The 18,312-nt window shown below is 69.7% G+C and carries 16 protein-coding genes; 12 read left to right on the top strand and 4 right to left on the bottom strand.

Annotated features, from left to right (window positions below):
• Positions 1–308 precede the first annotated feature (308 nt).
• Positions 309–2,057, top strand: coding sequence for an ankyrin repeat domain-containing protein (locus AC3WOH_RS30145; RefSeq protein WP_492232984.1), 1,749 nt, complete (start codon positions 309–311; stop codon positions 2,055–2,057).
• Positions 2,058–2,094: 37 nt separating this feature from the next.
• Here AC3WOH_RS30145 and AC3WOH_RS30140 read toward each other — a convergent pair whose 3' ends face one another.
• Both AC3WOH_RS30140 and AC3WOH_RS30135 read right to left on the bottom strand, forming a co-directional pair.
• Positions 2,095–2,709 carry a hypothetical protein gene (locus AC3WOH_RS30140; RefSeq protein WP_492232983.1) on the bottom strand — a complete coding sequence of 205 codons (615 nt, stop codon included), beginning with the start codon at positions 2,707–2,709 and terminating at the stop codon, positions 2,095–2,097.
• A 145-nt stretch (positions 2,710–2,854) separates the two neighbouring features.
• A complete protein-coding gene (locus AC3WOH_RS30135) occupies positions 2,855–3,595 on the bottom strand; it encodes a LuxR family transcriptional regulator (protein WP_492232982.1) in 741 nt (246 codons plus the stop codon).
• Between the two features lie 179 nt (positions 3,596–3,774).
• Here AC3WOH_RS30135 and AC3WOH_RS30130 point away from each other — a divergent pair, with 179 nt between their 5' ends.
• Complete coding sequence (locus AC3WOH_RS30130) at positions 3,775–4,878, top strand: hypothetical protein (protein WP_492232981.1); 1,104 nt, start codon at positions 3,775–3,777, stop codon at positions 4,876–4,878.
• A gap of 13 nt (positions 4,879–4,891) precedes the next feature.
• Here AC3WOH_RS30130 and AC3WOH_RS30125 read toward each other — a convergent pair whose 3' ends face one another.
• The gene (locus AC3WOH_RS30125; RefSeq protein WP_492232980.1) at positions 4,892–5,635 is read right to left on the bottom strand and encodes an alpha/beta hydrolase; all 744 of its coding nucleotides are present in this window, start codon (positions 5,633–5,635) and stop codon (positions 4,892–4,894) included.
• 149 nt (positions 5,636–5,784) lie between these two features.
• Between AC3WOH_RS30125 and AC3WOH_RS30120 the strand changes: the two genes are divergently transcribed.
• From AC3WOH_RS30120 to AC3WOH_RS30080, 9 genes are all read left to right on the top strand, one after another.
• Positions 5,785–6,597, top strand: a complete 813-nt coding sequence (locus AC3WOH_RS30120) for a hypothetical protein (RefSeq protein WP_492232979.1) — start codon at positions 5,785–5,787, stop codon at positions 6,595–6,597.
• Positions 6,598–6,664: 67 nt separating this feature from the next.
• Positions 6,665–8,230: a glycine betaine ABC transporter substrate-binding protein gene (locus AC3WOH_RS30115; protein ID WP_492232978.1), complete on the top strand. Its 1,566-nt coding sequence runs from the start codon at positions 6,665–6,667 to the stop codon at positions 8,228–8,230.
• Positions 8,231–8,334: 104 nt separating this feature from the next.
• Positions 8,335–9,765 (top strand): hypothetical protein, encoded by a 1,431-nt coding sequence (locus AC3WOH_RS30110; RefSeq protein WP_492232976.1) that lies wholly within the window; start codon positions 8,335–8,337, stop codon positions 9,763–9,765.
• Between the two features lie 153 nt (positions 9,766–9,918).
• Positions 9,919–11,679: a methyl-accepting chemotaxis protein gene (locus AC3WOH_RS30105; protein WP_492232975.1), complete on the top strand. Its 1,761-nt coding sequence runs from the start codon at positions 9,919–9,921 to the stop codon at positions 11,677–11,679.
• Positions 11,680–11,810: 131 nt separating this feature from the next.
• The gene (locus AC3WOH_RS30100) at positions 11,811–12,761 is read left to right on the top strand and encodes a TIGR03571 family LLM class oxidoreductase (RefSeq protein WP_492232974.1); all 951 of its coding nucleotides are present in this window, start codon (positions 11,811–11,813) and stop codon (positions 12,759–12,761) included.
• Positions 12,762–13,899: 1,138 nt separating this feature from the next.
• Positions 13,900–15,255 carry a hypothetical protein gene (locus tag AC3WOH_RS30095; RefSeq protein WP_492232973.1) on the top strand — a complete coding sequence of 452 codons (1,356 nt, stop codon included), beginning with the start codon at positions 13,900–13,902 and terminating at the stop codon, positions 15,253–15,255.
• 29 nt (positions 15,256–15,284) lie between these two features.
• Positions 15,285–15,587 (top strand): YciI family protein, encoded by a 303-nt coding sequence (locus AC3WOH_RS30090; protein ID WP_492232972.1) that lies wholly within the window; start codon positions 15,285–15,287, stop codon positions 15,585–15,587.
• Positions 15,588–15,623: 36 nt separating this feature from the next.
• Positions 15,624–15,794, top strand: a complete 171-nt coding sequence (locus AC3WOH_RS30085) for a hypothetical protein (RefSeq protein ID WP_492232971.1) — start codon at positions 15,624–15,626, stop codon at positions 15,792–15,794.
• Between the two features lie 25 nt (positions 15,795–15,819).
• The gene (locus tag AC3WOH_RS30080) at positions 15,820–16,083 is read left to right on the top strand and encodes a hypothetical protein (protein WP_492232970.1); all 264 of its coding nucleotides are present in this window, start codon (positions 15,820–15,822) and stop codon (positions 16,081–16,083) included.
• Positions 16,084–16,124: 41 nt separating this feature from the next.
• Here the strand turns inward: AC3WOH_RS30080 and AC3WOH_RS30075 are convergent, their stop codons facing one another.
• Positions 16,125–17,066: a LysR family transcriptional regulator gene (locus tag AC3WOH_RS30075; protein WP_492232986.1), complete on the bottom strand. Its 942-nt coding sequence runs from the start codon at positions 17,064–17,066 to the stop codon at positions 16,125–16,127.
• A gap of 79 nt (positions 17,067–17,145) precedes the next feature.
• On the opposite strand from AC3WOH_RS30075, the gene AC3WOH_RS30070 reads away from it, so the two are divergent.
• On the top strand, positions 17,146–18,054 hold the full coding sequence (locus AC3WOH_RS30070; protein ID WP_492232969.1) for an NmrA family NAD(P)-binding protein: 909 nt from the start codon (positions 17,146–17,148) through the stop codon (positions 18,052–18,054).
• Positions 18,055–18,312: the final 258 nt, after the last annotated feature.

Below are 18,312 nucleotides of genomic sequence, written 5' to 3'. Positions count from 1 at the left end.
GGCCGCCTTCTCTTTGGTGACTTTCTCTTGGCGGCCCAAGAGAAAGTTACTGCGCCGCCGGGCGCACATCCCGGCCTTCGCCCTCAAAACAAGAGCAGCAGCACCCACAACAGCAAACACACATCCGCTATCATCCCCCCGCGCGGTTGCAAGCCGCCCCCGGGCCCGCGGGAAGGGTAGAACCCACTTGCAGAAGGCAGCACAGGACAACAAAGAGTCCTCGCTGCCTTCAACCACACGCCTATCCAACGCCTTTTGTGCAGCCGGATCTGCGGGCCATCGGCACCTGATGCACGGAGGTTTTCTTCATGACGACGACGCCCTACGGCAAGCGGCTTCCCGCCCGGCCCGACATCGGCCACCTCAAGAAACAGGCCAAGGATCTCCTGGCCCTGTACCGCACCCACGACACCACCAGCGCGCCCACGGCCTTCGAGCGCTTTCGCGCCGCGCTACCCGCCGCAGCAGGCAAGGACGACGCCACCCTGGCCGCCCAGGGCCTGCGCCTGCACGATGCGCAGTCGTGCATCGCGCGCGAATACGGGTTCGCCTCCTGGGCCGACCTGCAGGGCTTCGTCACCGCACGCCGCGCCATGCTGGACGACAGCGGCGACCCGGCCCGGGCCGTGCTGCACTGGCTGGGCCTGGTGTATGCGGGCGACATCACCGGCGGCATGAACCGCGCCCGGCCGGCCGTGGCCGTTCGCCTGCTGCAGGACAACCCGGCCCTGCTCGCTGAAGATGACCCCTACCTCGCCTGCGCCGTGGGCGACGAGGCCACGCTGCGCCAGGCCACGGAACGCGACCCGGGCTGGGTGCACCGGGCGGGCGGCCCGCTGCGGCTGCCGCCGCTGGTGGCCGTGACGCACTCTGCCATGCTGCAGTTGCCGGACTACCGCGAGCGGCTGCGCAACTGCGCGCGCTACCTGCTGGCTGCCGGCGCCTCGCCCGACCAGACGGTGGGCAACCGCTGGCCCCCGGCCTCGCTGCAGGCGCCCGACGAGGCGCACCCGCTCTCGGCCCTGTACGGCGCCGCTGGCTGCAACCACGACCCCGAACTCACGCAACTGCTGCTCGGTGCCGGCGCCGACCCCGACGACAACGAATCGCTCTACCACTCGCTCGACCGGCCCGAATGCACCCGGCTGCTGCTGGCCGCCGGCGCGCGCATCGTCGGCACCAACGCCATGTACCGCGTGCTCGACCTCGATGACCTGGCCACCCTGCAGCTGCTGCTGGCGCATGGCGGCGATGCCAACGAGGCGCCGGGCAGCGCGCCCGGCTCCGACGGGGGTTCGCTGCTGCTGTGGGCCATCCGCCGGCGCCGCTCGCCCGCTCACATCGCCGCCCTGCTGGCCGCAGGCGCCCGACCCGACGCCCACACCCAGGACGGCACGCCCGCCCGCACCGTGGCCCTGCGCTACGGCCTGCCCGAGGTGGCGCAGCTGCTGCAGGATGCCACCGAGAACGAAGCTCAAGGCAGCGGCAGCAGCGCACCGCTCGCTCCGGAAGAAGCCTTCATCGCCGCCTGCGCGCGCGGCGACGAGCCGGCGGCCCGCGCCATCCAGGCCGCGCACCCTGGCATCCTCGGCACGCTGGTACCTGCCCAACTGCGCCAACTGCCCGAGCTGGCAGCGGCCCAGGGCTGCGGCGAGGCGGTGCGCACCATGGTCCGCCTGGGCTGGCCCATCGAAACGCGCGGCGGCGACTGGGATGGCTCGGCCCTGAACCAGGCCGTGTTCCGCGGCGATGCGCCGCTCGCTCGCTTCCTGCTCGAGCACGGTGCCGACTGGCGGGCCATGCACGGCTTTGGCGACAACGTGATCGGCACCCTGTCCTGGGCATCGATCAACGCGCCCGTGCCGGACGGCGACTGGCTCGGCTGCGCCCAGGCCCTGGTGGCCCACGGCATGCCCAGCGTGCGGCCCGACCCCGAGGGCCGGGACGACAGCGCGGTGCTGCTGGGCGGCACGCACCGCAGCCGCTTCTCGGAAGAGGTCGCCGACTACCTGCTGGGCGTGCCATCCCAGGCCGGCGCCAGGGCCTCAACGGGCTGATGCGCCCCTGCCAGCAGGCTTCCCCGGGCCTGCTGGACTACTGGCAGGCCGTGGTCTGGTTGCCGTAGACCACGCTGCTGATGGGCATGTTGAAATTGAAGCCCGAGGGCAGGTTGTTGATGGTGCCCACCACCAGCCGCTCGCCCCGCGCCAGCGGGCGCACGCTGTACAGGCTCGAACTCGCCAGATTCATGAGTGCCGTGTTGGGGTCGACTTCCGAGGGCTTGAGCGTCAGCGAATAGGCGGTCTGGTTGTGCACGAAGCGCCAGCCATACAGCGAGAAGCTCCAGGGGTCCTGCGGCCCGTCATTGACCACCGAGACCTGCACCGCGCGGTTGCCGGGGTCGACCTGCAGCATCAGCGTGCCCGCGCGCGCGTTGGAGGCGAACACCGGCGCATTGCACAGCAGGCCCGAGGCCGCCTGCTCGCTCACCTTGGTGGGCACGAAGGTCGCGGCATTGGGGTTCCACTGCACCTCCAGGATGTAGCGCCGCCCCGCGTACTCCACGTTGTTGATGCGCAGGTTCTGGCCATCCACCACCCCCACCTGGGACCCCGCGAGATTGATCTGCACGCCCTGCGCCTGCACGGCCAGGGGGCTCATCACGGCCAGAGCGGCCAGGCAAGTCAGTGCGGAAAAGGCTGTCTTCATGGATTGACGTCTCTCAAAAAAAGAAAGGAAAAAGCGAACAAGGGCAATGAAGACCCGACCATATCGGCGCACCGCACGGGCATGAACTGTCAGATATGACAGTGGCCCGCACCGCTTGAACCGGGCACGGCCACCCGGGAAGGCTTCAGAACGGGCTGGGCTGGATGAGGCCCAGCAGCAGGGCCCTTGCAATGGCATGCTGGCGGCTGAACACCCCGAGCTTCTGCGCCACCGTGTTGAGGTGGAAATTGGCCGTGCGCTCGGAGATGTGCAGCAGGCAGGAGATCTCCCACGAAGTCTTGCCATCGGCGGCCCAGCGCAGCACCTGCTGCTCGCGCGGGCTCAGCACCGGGCGCTGTGGCGGCATGGGGGCCAGGCGCCGCAGGGCCTCGTGCACATAGCTGGCCAGCAGGTGCGCGTGGGCCTGGGCCTGGGCGATGTCGGCCTGGGCCGCACGGCCCATGCGCGACACGGTGCCGCTGAAGATGCCCAGCTCCCCATGGGGCGTGTGCAGCGGCACGCTCAGGCCGGTGCACAGCCCGTGCTCGGCCGCCTCGCCCATGATGCGCCGGGCATCCGGTTCAGAGGCTCCGCCCGGCACGCCATGCCACAGCACGGGCAGGATGTTGCGGCTGCAATAGCGGATCACCGGGTCGTGCGCATGGTAGGCCTGCGCCATGTAGTGGCCCGTCCAGCCCGGCGGGTAGCCATCGACCATCAGGATGCTCGACTGCGTGAAGTTCTCCGGCACGCGCAGGGCATAGACGAAATGCTCGAACCCCAACGCCTGCGCCACGGTCTGCACCTGGCCGTGCAGGGTCGACAGATCGGGGCTGTGCAGCATCTGCACAAGCGACTCGGGAAATTGCGGCAGCAGAGGGTTCATGGGTTTCGGGGGAAACAAGGCGGTGCCATTACATGCGCAAGCAGGCGTTCCAGAGATGTCCGAAATCGCGTCCAAGTATCCAAATGTTTCAGAAAACAGCACCGGCTGCGCCGCAGGCACTACGTCCTACCCCGTGCACACCGCAGGCCCTACCTCGGCGCGCCAGCGGAGGCTCCACCATGGAAAGCATGGTGACCACCCAGGCCACCGCCACCATCTTCAGGAGCTTCTTCACCATGCCCAACCCATTTCACTCCCATTCGCGCCGTCACTGGGCGGCCCCGCTGTTTGCAGCATCGGTGCTGGCGCTCGCCGCTGCACAGACCGCGCAAGCCCAGGGTGGCTTCAGCAGCGCCAGTCCAGCCACGCCGTCCACGGTCACCATCGGCAGCCCGGGCAACATCAGTGCCCCAAGCACCCCCGCCACGCCAAGCAGCAACGGCAGCATCGGCAACACCAGCATTCCCGGCAACATCCCCAGCGCCATACCAAGCAGCGGCAATGTGGGCAATGCCGGCACCAGCCCTTCCAGCATCCCGGGCAGCGTGCCCAGCAGCAGCAACAACAACACCGCCATCACCGGCAGCCCCAGCCCTGGTACGGCGCCGGGCACGGGCACCACCACCAGCACGGCGACCACGCCCAGCAGCAACAGCAGCATCGGCAACACCAGCGTGCCGGGCAATATCCCGAGCGGCATACCGAGCAGCAGCATCGGCTCGCCATCCACCAGCACCACCGGTAACACCACCGCCAGCCCCACGGGCAACGCCACCAATTCCGGCACGACCACGGGCACCCCTGGAACTAGCGGGACCACCGGCAGTGCCCCAGGCGGCGTGACCGGCAGCCCGGCCACCGGTGGCACCTCCACCAGCGCAGGGCCCGCCCCCGGCACGGCGGGCAGCACGGGCTCCACGGGCAGCACGCCCCCCGGCGTCAGCAGTGGCATCAGCGCCGGCAACAGCGGCACGGGCCCGGGCAGCGTGGGCATTGGCGCGCCCGGCTCGGGCTCGGGCGGCAGCACCAGCGCGGGCGCACCCGGCAGTGCCGCTGGTGCACCCGGCAGCGCCGCTGGCGCAGCAGCACCCGGCGCGGCAGCCGCCGGAACGGCCCCGGGTACAGGCCCCGGCACCGGCGCTGCCGGCAGCAGCGCAGGCGTGGGCGCGGGCGCCGGAACTCCCGGCGCGGGGGTGGGTGCCGGTGCAGGCGTTGGTGCCGGTGCCCCTGGTGCAGGTTCAGGTTCAGGTGCTGGCGCAGGTGCGGGTGCCGGCGCTCGCTGAGCGACGCCGGCGTTCAGCTGCAGGCCCGTCGGGCCTGCAGCCACTCCACCACGATGCGGTGGTAGGTCTGGCGCCAACGCGCCTGCGACAGGGCATGGTCGGCCCCCAGCAGCGTATGCCGCACCAATGAGCGGGCGCCACCCAAGGCCCAGGCGTAGCTTTCGACCACGGGCGGCGGCACCATCTGGTCGCACTCGGACTGCACCAGCAGCACATCGCCCCTGAAGGCAGCGCAGGCCGCCAGCGCGCGGTTGCTGTCCGGCGTGTGCGTCTCCCTGCGGTAGGCCTTGATGGCACGCTGGTCCAGGTCTTCCTTGGCAACACCCCAGTCGCCATCGCCGTACAGGGCCGGCGAGCGCAGCACCAGCCAGTCAAAAGGGTACATGCCCGCCAGCAGGGCCGCCATGTAGCCGCCGTAGCTGAAGCCCAGCACCCCCATGCCATCGGGCCGGGCCTGGGCGTGCAGCAATTGGTAGTCGTGCAGGGCCTGGCGCAGGCTGTCTTCGCGGGTCACCGCGGCGCGCTCGGCGGCAGGCCAGCTGGCATCGGGCAGGTCGGCGCGGCGACACTGCCAGCCCTGGGCACCCAGGTCCTGGTCCAGCGCGTCGTACTGGGCCCTGCCATCATCGTCCCAGCCAGGCAGCACCAAGAGTGCCGGGCGCACGATGCCGTCCTGCCCGGCGGGCGGGGCCAGGGGCACGCTGGCGTCGGCAGCGCTGATCGCGTCCAGGGAATCGGGTGGGAGGTGGAGCACCATGCCGCCATGGTGGCCGCACGACCCGGCGCGCGGCTGTGGGCAGCGCGGCCATGCGCGTGTCAGACAGGCCTGCAAGGAGGGCCTGTCTGACACGGCCGTCCCGTGCGCCCTTCGGGCGACAATCGCCCCAGAGAGAAAGAAAACACACCATGCCATTCATGAACACGCTGAGCAAGCCCGCGGCACTGGTCCTACGGGCCGCACTGGCAGCCCTGCTGCTGGCGAGCGCCGCTGCGGCACCGGCACAGGCCCAGACCGGCGCCAGCAAAGACCAGGAGCAGCAGGCCCTGGACTCGATGGCCAAGGCCGGCCCCCTGCTCGACAAGATCAATGCCGGCGGCTCCGTCAGCGACCAGGAGGTGCGGGACGCGCGGCTCGGCATGATGGAACCCTTCATGCTGCTCAAGGCCGGCTACCGCCGGGAGACGGATGCAATCGAGGACCATTACGTGGAGGACCTCGCCGCCTTGCAGCCCCAGACCATGCTGGCCCCGGCAACACTGGTCTCGCCCGAGCTGCGCAGCCAGACGCGGACCCGCCTCAAGGCCTGGCAGCAGGCCCTGGGCGGCTACCGCAGCCGGATGGAGGTGGCCAACGCCCAGGCGCTCAAGGACATGAAGGCCCTGCAGCCGCAGCTGCCCGCCTTCGCCTATGGGCCCCTGGCCAGCGGGTTCGAGCGCGCGCTGCGGCTGGTAGGCGACTTCGTGACCGGCTTCGCGGCCGGCGAGACCGCGGCCATCGCGGGCGCCTCGGTGCTGCTGGACTTCATGGACAGCATCCCGGGCGGCTACTTCATTGACCAGGGGCCACCCCAGAGGCTGATGTTCAGCGACCAGGCGCGCCTGGACCGCTATCTTGCGCTGATGAACCAGGTGCAGGTGGGCGCCCAGCAGGGCGCCCAGGCCAGGACCCGGCTGACCCAGGCGCTGGCCGAACGGCCCACCCGCCCTGCCAAGCCCTGAAGGGCCCTGGACGGCCAGGATCTGCCGGCAGAGCCGCCTCGGGCGCAAAGCAGCGCAGAATGGCCCGATGCACCCCACCCAACTGCCCTGGCGCACCGCCGCCAAAGCCACCCTGCTCGTGCTGCTCAGCACCTTCGCCTGGCCCTTGCAGGCTGGGACAGAGTCGCTGGCCGTGGGCTCCAAGCGCTTCACCGAGAGCTACATCCTTGGCGAAGTCATCACCCAGACGGCGCGCCAGAGCGGCGCCACGGCCGAGCATCGCCAGGGCCTGGGCAACACCGCGGTGGTGGTGGAAGCGCTCAAGACCGGCTCCATCGACATCTACCCCGAATACCTGGGCACGGTGGAGCGCGAGATCCTGAAGCTCCCCACCGGCTCGCCGCGCGAAGCCATTGACGAAAAGCTGCGCGCCATGGGCCTGGCCATGGGCGTGCCGCTGGGCTTTGCCAACGGCTATGCACTGGCCGCCAGCGCCGAGGTGGCGCGCCAGCATGGCCTCACCACGCTGGGCGACCTGCGCAAGGCCCCGGACCTGCGCATCGCCATCTCGCAAGAGTTCCTGGGGCGTGACGACGGCTGGCCCGGCCTGTCCCGCCGCTACCAGCTGCCGCAGCGGCCCACCTCCATCGACCATGGCCTGTCGTACCAGGCCTTGCAGTCCAGGCGCATCGACCTGACCGACATCTACACCACCGACGCGCGCATTGCCGACCTGGGCCAGGTGACGCTGCAGGACGACGAGAACTACTTCCCGCGTTATGACGCGGTGCTGCTCTACCGCGCCGATTTGCCCACGCGCGCACCAATAGCCTGGCAGAAGATCGCCGCGCTCGAAGGCCGCATCGACGTCACGCGCATGATCGCCATGAACGCCCAGGCTGAGCTGCAGGGCCAGGCCTTTCCCGCCGTCGCAGGCGACTTCCTGGCCGGCCGAGCCACACCTGCTGCTGCGACAGCACCGGCCACCACAGCCAGCACAGCCACCGCGCAGGCCCGCCCCTCCCTGTCCAGCGCCATCTTCGGCGGCGACTTCTGGCGCCTCACGCGCGACCACCTGTGGCTGGTGGCCGTATCGGTCGGCATTGCGGTGCTCATCGGCATCCCCCTGGGCACGCTGGCCGCGGCGCGCGCCTGGCTCGGGCAAGGCGTGCTGGGCCTGGTGGGCCTGCTGCAGACCATCCCCTCGCTGGCCCTGCTGGCCGCGCTGATCCCGCTGCTGGGCCGCATCGGCACCGTGCCGGCCATCGTCGCGCTCAGCCTGTACGCCCTGCTGCCCATCGTGCGCAACACCGCCGTGGGCCTCATGCAGGTGCCCCAGGGCACGCGCCAGGCCGCCGTCGCGCTGGGCATGACACCGGCGCAAAGCTGGCGCCTGGTCAAGCTGCCGCTGGCCCTGCCGGTCATCGTGGCCGGCATCAAGACCGCCACCGTGATGACGGTGGGCACCGCCACCATCGCCGCCTTCATCGGCGCGGGCGGCTATGGCGAGCGCATTGCCCAGGGGCTGGCGCTCAACGATGGCACCACCTTGCTCGCAGGCGCCATTCCCTCGGCCGGGCTGGCCATCGTCTTCCAGGTGGTGTTCGAAGTGGTGGAGCGGGTGTTCCGGCGCCAGCCGGGCGCGGCGGGGTGAAAAAAGGCCCTGCGCGTGAAATGCATCACGCCGCGCCGCTCACGTGTCCTCCGGCCGGTGCTTCAATGGCGGCTTCGCCACCGCACCGCCTGCATTGCCCTCGCATGACCGTCTACACCTGCCACTGGCTCGAAACCGCGCCCCAGCGCAAGAACACCGCCCCGCTGCTCGTCCAGCTCACGCTCGAGCCCCACGGCTACGACGGCCAGGCCTACTGGAAGCGGCAGGAGGCACGCACCTCTGCCCAGCAGTTCAAGATGGTGGAAGATCTGGCCTTTGCGCAAGATGGCGGGCCGCAGGCGCTGCTGCAGCGCTTTGTCGAACTGCGCCGCACGCTGGCCGATGCGGGCCTGCAGGAAGTGGTGGCGCCCGACCGGGTGTACTCGCCCGCCAGCCTGCGCGGCCAGCGCCCCAAAACGGCGGACGAATGCCGGATGGACCTGGCCGCACTGCACACCGAGTGCGGCGACTTCGATGCCGCCCTGGCCCTGCTGCAGCAATGCCAGGGCAGCCGCGGTGCCTGGTACTGGCACACCGCCGCGCGGCGCGCCCATGCCAACCGGGCGCGCGCCAACCCCGGCACGGCGCAGGCCGATGCCGACTGGGCCGCCGCGCTGGCGCATGCCGCCTTCATCATCGACAGCGCCGCCGCGCAGGGCGGCGACGTGTACCGCATGCACACCGGCGAGAAGGGCAGCCAGGGCTACCACTTTGGCGATGGCTACGCCAGTGCGCCGCCGCAGCTTGCCACCGCCGCGCAGACACGGGCCGAATACCTGCTGCACATTGCCGGCCAGCCCGGCGAGGCGCTCGCGGCCATCGCCATCTCCGACAGCACCAGCCATGGCACGCGGCAAATCGAGGAATACCGCGTCAGCGCCCTGCTGCAGCTGGGCCGCAATGCCCAGGCCTACCAGGCGCACCGCACCTGGCAGCTGGACCTGCCCGAAGTGCTGACCGACCCCGGCTACCAGGCCTTTGTGGCGCGCGAGGAAGGCGAGGCCCACGCGGCCGAGCGCGAGCGCCTGGCCGCCCTGCGCTTCGAACTTGCCAGCGGCCAGCCCGCCACCGAGGCCGAACTGGCGCTGCTGCGCGAGCACTTTCCCCAGGCGCTGGAAGTCTCCGCCGCCTACCGGCAATGGCTCACCACGCCCGGCCAGCCGCGCCAGCTCAGCGTGGTGGACGGCGAATACCGCCAGGACTACACCCGGTTCAGCGTGCGCGAGGCGCTGGACAAGCACGCCGAGCTGCTGGCCTGGCTGGGCCTGCACGAGCACAGTTCGCCCGAGTTGGCCGCCGAGATCCGCCAGGCCATTGCCGACGACGGCATCACCCCCGCGCGCATGCTGCCCATCGTGGGCGACGTGGACGTGCCCGACTGCTTTTTGCTGCGCACCGACGGGCCCGATGCCGGCGCCGTGTACTTCTGGTCGCACGACCAGTGCGCGCTGTTCGAGCGCATCCTCGACAGCGCCGACCAGCTGTTCCCCTGGCTGCGGGCGCGGGCCGAGGCGGGCAACTCCTTCTCCCTCTGATCCTCAGGCCCGCCGCCGCTTCTGCGTGGCGTGCGTGTCAAAAATCCCTTCGGGCAAACCGCCTTTCGCGGTAGGGTGCGCCAGGCGGCCACTCTGTCGACGGATGCGGCATGCCGCTGCGCAGTCGTGCAACCTGCCCGAGGGAGAACCACCATGGACAAGATGACCATCGCCACCCGGCTCACGGTGGCCTTTGCAGCGATGGTGCTGCTGCTCATTGCACTGGGTGCCACCACCCTGGTGCGCTCGGCAGACCAGCGCTCCGAGCTCAACGACGTGCTCGACACGCGCGTGCCCATCACCAAGGCCCTGGGGGTGCTGGCCAACAGCGTGAACACCCAGGCCATCCAGTACCGCAACCTCGTGATCTTCAGCTCGGAGCCCATCACCAAGTCGGCGCTCGAGCAGATCAGCGCCGCGCGCTCCACCACGGCCGAGCAGTACAAACTGCTGGACACGCTGATCTCCTCGCCCAAGGGCGAGGAACTGCTGGCCAGCATGCTCAAGGCCCGTGCCGACTTCTACAGCCGCGGCGACGAGTTCCTGGCGCTGGTGCAAAAGGGCCAGAAGGACGAGGCCACCCGGCTGCTCGAAGAAAAGCTGCGCCCCATCCAGCTCGACTACCAGAAGACGCTGCGCGACCAGGTGGACTTCCAGGCCCAGCTCACCGACGAGGCCGGCAAGGAGGCCGAAGAGGCCGCCGCCGCCCTGCAGCGCGACGTGCTGATCGCCGGGGCCCTGGCCATCGCGCTGGCCATCTTCCTGGCCATCACCATCATCCGCTCCATCACGCGCCCCCTGGCCCAGGCCGTGGAGGCGGCCGACCGCGTGGCCTCGGGCGACCTGAGCGGGCAGATCAGCGTGCAATCGCGTGACGAAACCGGGAAGTTGCTCTCGGCGCTGGAGGACATGCGCCAGAACCTGGCCCGCGTGGTCACGGGCGTGCGCGGCAACGCCGAAAGCGTGGCCTCGGCCAGCGCGCAGATTGCCTCGGGCAACAACGACCTGTCGGCCCGCACCGAACAGCAGGCCTCGGCACTGGAAGAGACGGCCGCCTCCATGGAAGAGCTGGGCTCCACCGTGCGCCAGAACGCCGACAACGCGCGCCAGGCCAACCAGCTGGCCCTGAGCGCCTCCACCGTGGCCGTGCAGGGCGGCGACGTCGTGGCCGAAGTGGTGGAGACCATGAAAGGCATCAACGCCAGCAGCAGCAAGATCGCCGACATCATCTCGGTCATCGACGGCATCGCCTTCCAGACCAACATCCTGGCGCTCAACGCAGCAGTGGAAGCCGCGCGCGCAGGCGAACAAGGCCGCGGCTTTGCCGTGGTGGCCGGCGAAGTGCGCAGCCTGGCCGGGCGCAGCGCCGAAGCGGCCAAGGAAATCAAGAGCCTGATCACCGCCAGCGTGGAGCGCGTGGAGCAAGGCACCCTGCTGGTGGACAAGGCCGGGGCCACGATGACCGAAGTGGTGGCCTCCATCCGTCGCGTGACCGACATCATGGGCGAGATCAGCGCGGCCAGCAGCGAGCAAAGCGCAGGCGTGGGCCAGGTGGGAGAAGCGGTCACGCAGATGGACCAGGCCACGCAGCAGAACGCGGCGCTGGTGGAAGAAATGGCGGCGGCGGCAAGCAGCCTGAACAGCCAGGCGGGCGAACTGGTGAACGCGGTGGCGGTGTTCCGGCTGGCTGCAGGCGATGGCAGCAGTGGTACCCACTCGTACAGTGCGCCGCCGGCGGTGGCAAAGCCCGGTCGCCCACCTGTGGCCTTCAGGCCGGCAGCAGCGCCCCGTGTTGCGGCCGCCAAGGCACCCCCCACCCTGCACGCCAAGGCGCCCACGCCGCTCGCCGTCGGCACGGCGGCCGCGGCGCGCCCAGCAGCAAAGGGGGGCGAGGATGACTGGGAAAGTTTCTGACGGCTGGCGCCCTCTAGGCGACTAGGGCGGGCGACGCGCAGTTAGCGCAGGCACAGACCCCTCACCCCGCGGTGCCGGGGCATTTTCCCCCTCCAAGGCGCGCCCTGACCCATGGCCCTATGCTTCGCGCCATGTCCTCGCCTTCACCCTTCAACGCCAGCCACGCTCAGGTCTTCCAACCCGGGCGGCTCACGCTCGGCTTCATGACCCCCTTTGGCCACCATGGCGGTGCCATGGCCGACCTCCAAACAAACACGCGCCTCGCCGCGTTGGCCGATGACCTGGGTTTTGCTGCCCTGTGGGCACGCGATGTGCCGCTGATGGTGCCGCAGGGCAGCGACAACACGGCCAGCGCGCTCGACGATCCCTTTCTGTGGCTGGCTGCGCTGGCTACCGCCACGCGCCGCATCGCCATCGGTGCGGCCGCCATCGTGCTGCCGCTGCGCCACCCGCTGCATGTGGCCAAGGCCGCGCTGTCGCTCGACCGCATGAGCAACGGCCGCTTCATCCTGGGCATGGGCTCGGGCGACCGGCCCGAGGAGTTCGCCTCCTTCGGCGAAGACCTGGACGCACGCGGCGAGGCTTTCCGCAGCCGCTGGCCCCTGGTGCGCGCGGCGCTGTCGCCCGATGCCGATGAACGGCAGGCGCTGCTCGATGCCACCGGCGGGTACGACCTGATGCAGCCCCCCGTCGCGCGCATCCCCATGGTCGTGGTCGGCTCGGCGCGGCAATCGCTGCAATGGACCGCTGCCCACGCAGACGCATGGGCCAGTTACCACAGAGAGGAGGCACGCCAGCAAGGCCGCATCCACCTGTGGCAGCAAGCGCTGGGCCAGAAGGCGAATGGCGAGCACAAGCCCTTCGTCCAGTCCGTGCAACTCGACCTGCTGGCCGACCCAGCGGCCCCTGCCGAGCCGCTGGAACTGGGCCTGCGCACCGGGCGCCAGGAGCTGCTGGCCTACCTGCAGCGCATGCAGGCCATGGGCGTGGGCCATGTGCTGTTCAACCTGGCACAGCGCAACGGCCGCGCACCGGACGAGGTGCTGCGCGAGATCGGGCAAGAGGTGCTGCCCCGGCTGTGACGGCCCAGCCCAGGGATTCAACTCCCGACCTGCCCCCTGCTCCTGGCTGCCCAGTTGGAGCTACCGCAGGCCATTGGTGCCCCCGCGCCGCCCCTCGGGCAGCACTTATTGCGACACAACCGAACTGCGCCTGCAGCGAGCCCGAGACCACGGCCAGCGCAAGTGGCCGCACCTTGATGGCGGTGCTGGCCTGGCCGGCGCTCAGCAGCACCGTGCCCGCCAGTGCCGTGGGCTGGCCTGCGGCCGTGCTGCCAACGCGTTCTGAACCCGGGCCGGCCGGCCCTGCCATGGCAATGAACGCCGCAAGGCATGGCGCGGCCCCTGGGCCGCGCCAACATTCTGTTGCCTTCAAAAGCTCGACCACTCCCCCTGTTTGCGGCATTCTCCAATGCACCGCCGCGTTCGCGCTGGTGTCCCGAGTTGGAGGTTCGTTGATGAAATAAATCTGCCGAAATCGCAGCCAGGCTAGGCGCAAAGCGCAGCCATGCCGGGTGGCATGGCGAGCATTTGCTTGCGACGCATGGCGGGGATTGTCGGTAGATTGATGCAACGAATTTCCAACTCGGGACACCAGGCCCGTGCGCACCTTCGTGCATGCATGCGCGCCCCACCACCCGAACCGGCAGGCCTACAACCAACAATACAACCCAGGGAGATCCTCGTCCATGCCATTGGCACATACCAGCCTGCACACGCCGCGGGCCTCCGGCCCGCTGTCCATTGCAGTACTGTCCAACGAGCGCATGCTCATCGTCTACGGCGGCCGGCACCCCGATGACAGCGAGGGCGAGGCCATCATCGGCCGCATTGCCGACCGCGGCACCGGCACGCTGACCGGGGGCGAGTTCGTGGTCAACACGGCCACGCAGAACCACCAGTACGGCGCCAACGCCGAGACCGCTGCCGATGGCACGGTGCTGGTGACATGGCAGCCGAACAGCAGCAACGCCATCCTGGCCCAGCGCTTTGGCGCAGACGGCGCGCGCATCGGCAGCGAGCAGACCCTCATTGGCAACCGCGAAGGCATCTCTGGCATCAACGCACTGGCCCTGCACATGGCAAGGTCTTTGTCTCGTGGGGGCAGTACGCGAGCAGCGCTGCCACCTACGGCGGCCTGTACGACGCAGCCGGCGCCGCCATGGGGACGCCCACGGCCTATGCCACCAACAGCCTTTTCTTTGCGGTGGACGCTGCGCGCTTTGCCAGCCTGCGCACCGCGAACACGGCCGACTTCACGGGTGCCACCAACTGGCTGCAGTTCTACAGCGCCGATACGGGCGCGCCCATCGGTGCGGAGATCAACCTCGGCGTGTACCCCGGGCGCGCCCTTGTCCATGCGCTGGGCGACGGACGCCTGCTGCAGCTTACCAGCAGCCGTGGCATGGGCCCCATCACGAACGACAGCATCGACGTGCAGGGTCAGTTCCTCGACGCACAGGGCGCCCCCCAGGGCAGTGTCTTCGTGGTCAACACGGCCGGCGCCACGGGCAACCAGAGCCCGCAGGCCGTGCAGGCACTGGCCGACGGCCGCTTCGTCGCATTCTGGAGCACGGTCGATGTGCAGGGCAACCTGGGCGGCGAGATCCGGGGCCAGATCTTCCACGCCAATGGCAGCAAGTTCGGCGGCGAGATTCTGGTGGACGCGCACTCCTACGTGCGCATCGTGGACAAGACCTTCTCGGCCAGCACGGCCACACAGGCCTTTGCCGACGGCAGCTTCGCCATCGGCTGGACGGCGGGCGATGGCGCCTTCATCTCGGCCTTCGATGAGGTGGGCACCATCGCCACCCACACCGCTCATGTGCAGGCCACGCTCACCGGCACCGCCGGCGCCGACACCCTGGCTGCGGCCGACGGCGTGCGCACGCGCTTTTTCTCCCAGGGCGGGGCCGACCAGATCAGCGGCAGCAGCAACATCGACACCGTGGTGCTAGACACGCCCTACGCTGGCCTGCAGGCCCTGGGCCTGCTGCACCGCAGTGACGGGGCCATCGTCTTCACCCCCGTCGGCGGCAGCGCCGGCACGCCGGCCACCCTGCGCGGCGTGGAACGCATCGAACTCAAGGACACAGTGCTCGCCTACGACACCGCCCTGCCCCACCTGGGCGTGAGCGATGGCGGCCACGTGGGCCAGGCCTACACCCTGTTCAGCGCCCTCATGGACCGCAGCCCCGACCGGCACGAAATCTCGGTATGGACACGCAAGGCCGACGAGCTGGGCAGCTACAGCGCCCTGGCGCAGAACATGATCGACACCCTGCTGCCCGGTGTGGACAACGCCGCCCTGGTGCGGCTGGTGGGCTCCAACCTCCTGAACACGCCCGTGGACGATGCTTTCGTGGCCCAGTTCTCGGCTGTGGTCGGCACGGGCAAGCCCTTTGCCACCCAGGGCGCCCTCATCGCAGCAGCCGCCGCCCTGCCCCTGGCCACCGATCCGCTGGTGGCCCTGGTGGGCGGCATGCAGCAGCTGTCGCTCGAAGTGTTCGCACTGTGAACGGGCCCACCAACAAGAAGTAAGACACCATGAACGAATACATCCTGCTCATGCACGAAGACGCCACCGATACCGCGGCCGCCAACGACCCGCAGCGCTGGGGCGATTACCTCGCCCAGCTGCGCGCCAGCGGCCAGTTCGACGGCGGCAGCGCCATCGGCGCGGGCGAGCGCCTGCGCAAGGGCCAGGCGGGCCAGGCCATCACCGGCGCCCCGAGCGGCTTCATCCGCGTGCGCGCCGACAGCCTGGAGGCGGCCAGGCATTTCCTGGCCGGCAACCCCGTCTATGAGGCCGGCGGCACGGTGGACCTGCGCGAGCTGCCGCGCACCTGAGCCAGGGCAACGACGCACCCCAAGAAGGCACCCGCTATGAAACCCAGGCACTACGCCCTGCTGATCTTCGCAGCCATCATCGCGCCCCTCGCGCTGTACTTCACGGGCCATGCCAGGGCGGCCGGCGCCGTGCTGCTGCTGACCTTCGTGCTTGAAGTGATCGCCTCGGTCCTCACGGGCAAGCAGGGCAACGATACCGAGCGCTGAATGCGGGCGTAGAGACTGTACTCCCATGACAGCGCCCGCCAAAGAAGCGCATGCACGTCAATTTCGACATCGGTCGGCCGACAATGCAGGATCTTTGCAAGGCGCCGAGTCCGCCTACGCGGCACCCCTTGGCGGTGCACGAACCGACGGATATCGTGAAATATTCGCCGACACCTTCAATGCGGCAGTTCAAAGCGGGGCCGCCTCTGCAGTGGACTATCACAAGCGCGCATTGCATTTCGTTCAGCGGCTGGCGGACTTTGCGAAATCGGACAGAACCGAAATCTAGCGGCTACCAATGCATCCCTTGATGCGACAGGCCCACCCCATTCAACAACGGGGGTGAGGGCCTGGCCCCTCTCCTACGAACGACGCCACCACCTCCACCACCCGCTGCCGCACCCACCCATGGGCCGGGTCACCGTGCCAGCGCTCGTGCCAGACCATCGCCGGGGACAGGGGGGCCACCTGCAGGGGCAGATCCAGCAGTGCCAGCGAAAGCCTTTGCGCCAGCAGGTGCGCCAGGCGGCGGGGCACGGTGAGCACCATGTCGCTGTCTGCCACCAGCACCGCACCCGCCAGAAAATGCGGCACCCGCAGCGCGATGTGGCGGGTGCGGCCCGCCGCCGCCAGAGCGGTGTCCACCGCGCTTTCGCCCACGCCGGAAATGGTGATGGCGATGTGGCGCAAGGCGAGGTAGGGCTCCAGGCCCCACCCGCCTTTCGCAACGGGATGCGCGGCCCTCACCACGCACACCAGGTGGTCGGTGTAGAGGCCGCGGCGGTGCAGGCTGCCAGGCAGAGCTTCGAAAATACCCAGGGCCAGGTCTGCACCGCCCTGCTCGATCAGGCGCACGTTGTCGCCCACGGGCGGCGCGATATGCAGGCCCAGTGCGGGCGCCTGGCGCTCCAGGCGCGCCATCAGCCCGGCCAGCACGACCAGGGCCAGGTGGTCGTGGGCGGCGATGGTGATGCGGCCCGTGGCCGAGGCAGGGTCGAACACGGCAGGCGCAATGATGCCCCGGGCATCGTCCAGCAGCCGGGCCACCGGGCCTGCCAGCGCCTGGGCGCGCGGCGTCAGATCCAGCCCGAGCCTGCCGCGCACCACCAGGTGATCGCCCAGCATCTTGCGCAGCCGCGCCAGCGCCCGGCTCGCGGCCGGCTGGCTCAGCCCCAGGCGAAGGCCCGCCTGGGTGACGCTGCGCTCCCGAACCAGGGCGTCGAACAGCTTGAGCAGGTTCAGGTCGAGCGCCGATAAATCCACTTGGTGCATATTCACTATGACTTTCATGCCATTGCCGCATGCTAAGCGGTCTCGCACCATGGCGGCTCTTCTGAACCGGAGTTTTTGCATGACTGCTTCCCCTGCTCTCCCTTATGCCGTGATGGGCGTCACCGGCCGTACCGGTGCCGCCGCCGCCCACGCTTTGCTGCGGGCCGGCCAGCCCGTGCGCGCCGTGGTGCGCGACCCGGCCCAGGGCCGGTGGTGGGCCGACCGTGGCGCCGAGATCGCCGTGGCCGACCTCACGGACCTGGCCTCCATGACCCAGGCGCTCAGCCGCTCGCGCGGCGCCTATGTGGTCTGTCCGCAGCACTACGGTCGCGATGACCTTTTCGAGCAGGCGGACGCGATGGCCGCCACCACGGCGCACGCCGCACTGGCGGCGGGCGTGCCCAGGCTGGTGGCCCTGTCATCGGTGGGCGCCGACCGCACGGGCGGGACGGGCTGGATCCGGATGAACCACGGGTTCGAGCAACGCTTGAAGGCGGCCGGCGTGCCCACCGTCTTCCTGCGCGCGGCCTACTTCATGGAAAACTGGGCGCCGATGGTCGCGCAGGCCGCACGCAGCGGCACGCTGCCGAGCTTTCTCGCGCCACCCCGGCGCGCCCTGCCCATGGTGGCCACCACGGATGTCGGCAGCGCTGCCGCGGCCTTGCTGCTCCAGGGGCAGGAGAGCTGGACCGGGACCCGCGCCGTGACCCTCGCGGGGCCCCGGGACTACGCACCAAGCGATGTCGCCGCCATCCTGGCGGCCACGCTCGGCAGGCCGTTCGACGTGGCCGCCGTGCCCGAAGCCCAATGGCCCCAGGCACTGGCCGACGCCCGCTTCTCCCAGGCCGCCCTGGCGGGCTTCACCGAAATGACACGGGGCCTCAATGCCTCGCACATCGACATCCACAGCGATCCCGCGGCCACCGAACAGGCTGGAACGACCCCGCTCGGGCAGGTCATTGCAGCGCTGGCACAGCGCCCGGGCTGACACCTGGCGCAGGCAGGCAGGTGCGGTGCGCACAGAGACAATGCCGCCCCATCACCGCCGAAGAAAGACGCCCGATGAGCTATATGGTCCATCTCTGGGAGCACCCCCGCCGCACCAGCTTGGCGGCGGCGGAGCGCCTGCACCAGGTCCTGATTGACCGCCCCTCTGCGCCCAACGCCAAGTGGCGGCAGTTGCGCCACGCGATCGAAGCGCGCATGGTGGCGCAGGGCACGCCCAGGGAGTGGATCGAATACCCCA

It is taken from the genome of Acidovorax sp. FW305-C-20-28 (assembly GCF_058783375.1).
This window is presented reverse-complemented; position numbering and strand designations above follow the sequence as displayed.

What these genes read in the sequence shown, in the direction of transcription:
- AC3WOH_RS30095 (WP_492232973.1), top strand. Translation starts at nt 13,900, where the DNA reads ATGGGGACGCCCACGGCCTATGCCACCAACAGCCTTTTCTTTGCGGTG.
- AC3WOH_RS30080 (WP_492232970.1), top strand. Translation starts at nt 15,820, where the DNA reads ATGACAGCGCCCGCCAAAGAAGCGCATGCACGTCAATTTCGACATCGG.
- AC3WOH_RS30140 (WP_492232983.1), bottom strand. Translation starts at nt 2,709, where the DNA reads ATGAAGACAGCCTTTTCCGCACTGACTTGCCTGGCCGCTCTGGCCGTG.
- AC3WOH_RS30085 (WP_492232971.1), top strand. Translation starts at nt 15,624, where the DNA reads ATGAAACCCAGGCACTACGCCCTGCTGATCTTCGCAGCCATCATCGCG.
- AC3WOH_RS30115 (WP_492232978.1), top strand. Translation starts at nt 6,665, where the DNA reads ATGCACCCCACCCAACTGCCCTGGCGCACCGCCGCCAAAGCCACCCTG.
- AC3WOH_RS30100 (WP_492232974.1), top strand. Translation starts at nt 11,811, where the DNA reads ATGTCCTCGCCTTCACCCTTCAACGCCAGCCACGCTCAGGTCTTCCAA.
- AC3WOH_RS30125 (WP_492232980.1), bottom strand. Translation starts at nt 5,635, where the DNA reads ATGGTGCTCCACCTCCCACCCGATTCCCTGGACGCGATCAGCGCTGCC.
- AC3WOH_RS30130 (WP_492232981.1), top strand. Translation starts at nt 3,775, where the DNA reads ATGGAAAGCATGGTGACCACCCAGGCCACCGCCACCATCTTCAGGAGC.
- AC3WOH_RS30120 (WP_492232979.1), top strand. Translation starts at nt 5,785, where the DNA reads ATGCCATTCATGAACACGCTGAGCAAGCCCGCGGCACTGGTCCTACGG.
- AC3WOH_RS30145 (WP_492232984.1), top strand. Translation starts at nt 309, where the DNA reads ATGACGACGACGCCCTACGGCAAGCGGCTTCCCGCCCGGCCCGACATC.
- AC3WOH_RS30070 (WP_492232969.1), top strand. Translation starts at nt 17,146, where the DNA reads ATGACTGCTTCCCCTGCTCTCCCTTATGCCGTGATGGGCGTCACCGGC.
- AC3WOH_RS30075 (WP_492232986.1), bottom strand. Translation starts at nt 17,066, where the DNA reads ATGCACCAAGTGGATTTATCGGCGCTCGACCTGAACCTGCTCAAGCTG.
- AC3WOH_RS30135 (WP_492232982.1), bottom strand. Translation starts at nt 3,595, where the DNA reads ATGAACCCTCTGCTGCCGCAATTTCCCGAGTCGCTTGTGCAGATGCTG.
- AC3WOH_RS30110 (WP_492232976.1), top strand. Translation starts at nt 8,335, where the DNA reads ATGACCGTCTACACCTGCCACTGGCTCGAAACCGCGCCCCAGCGCAAG.
- AC3WOH_RS30105 (WP_492232975.1), top strand. Translation starts at nt 9,919, where the DNA reads ATGGACAAGATGACCATCGCCACCCGGCTCACGGTGGCCTTTGCAGCG.
- AC3WOH_RS30090 (WP_492232972.1), top strand. Translation starts at nt 15,285, where the DNA reads ATGAACGAATACATCCTGCTCATGCACGAAGACGCCACCGATACCGCG.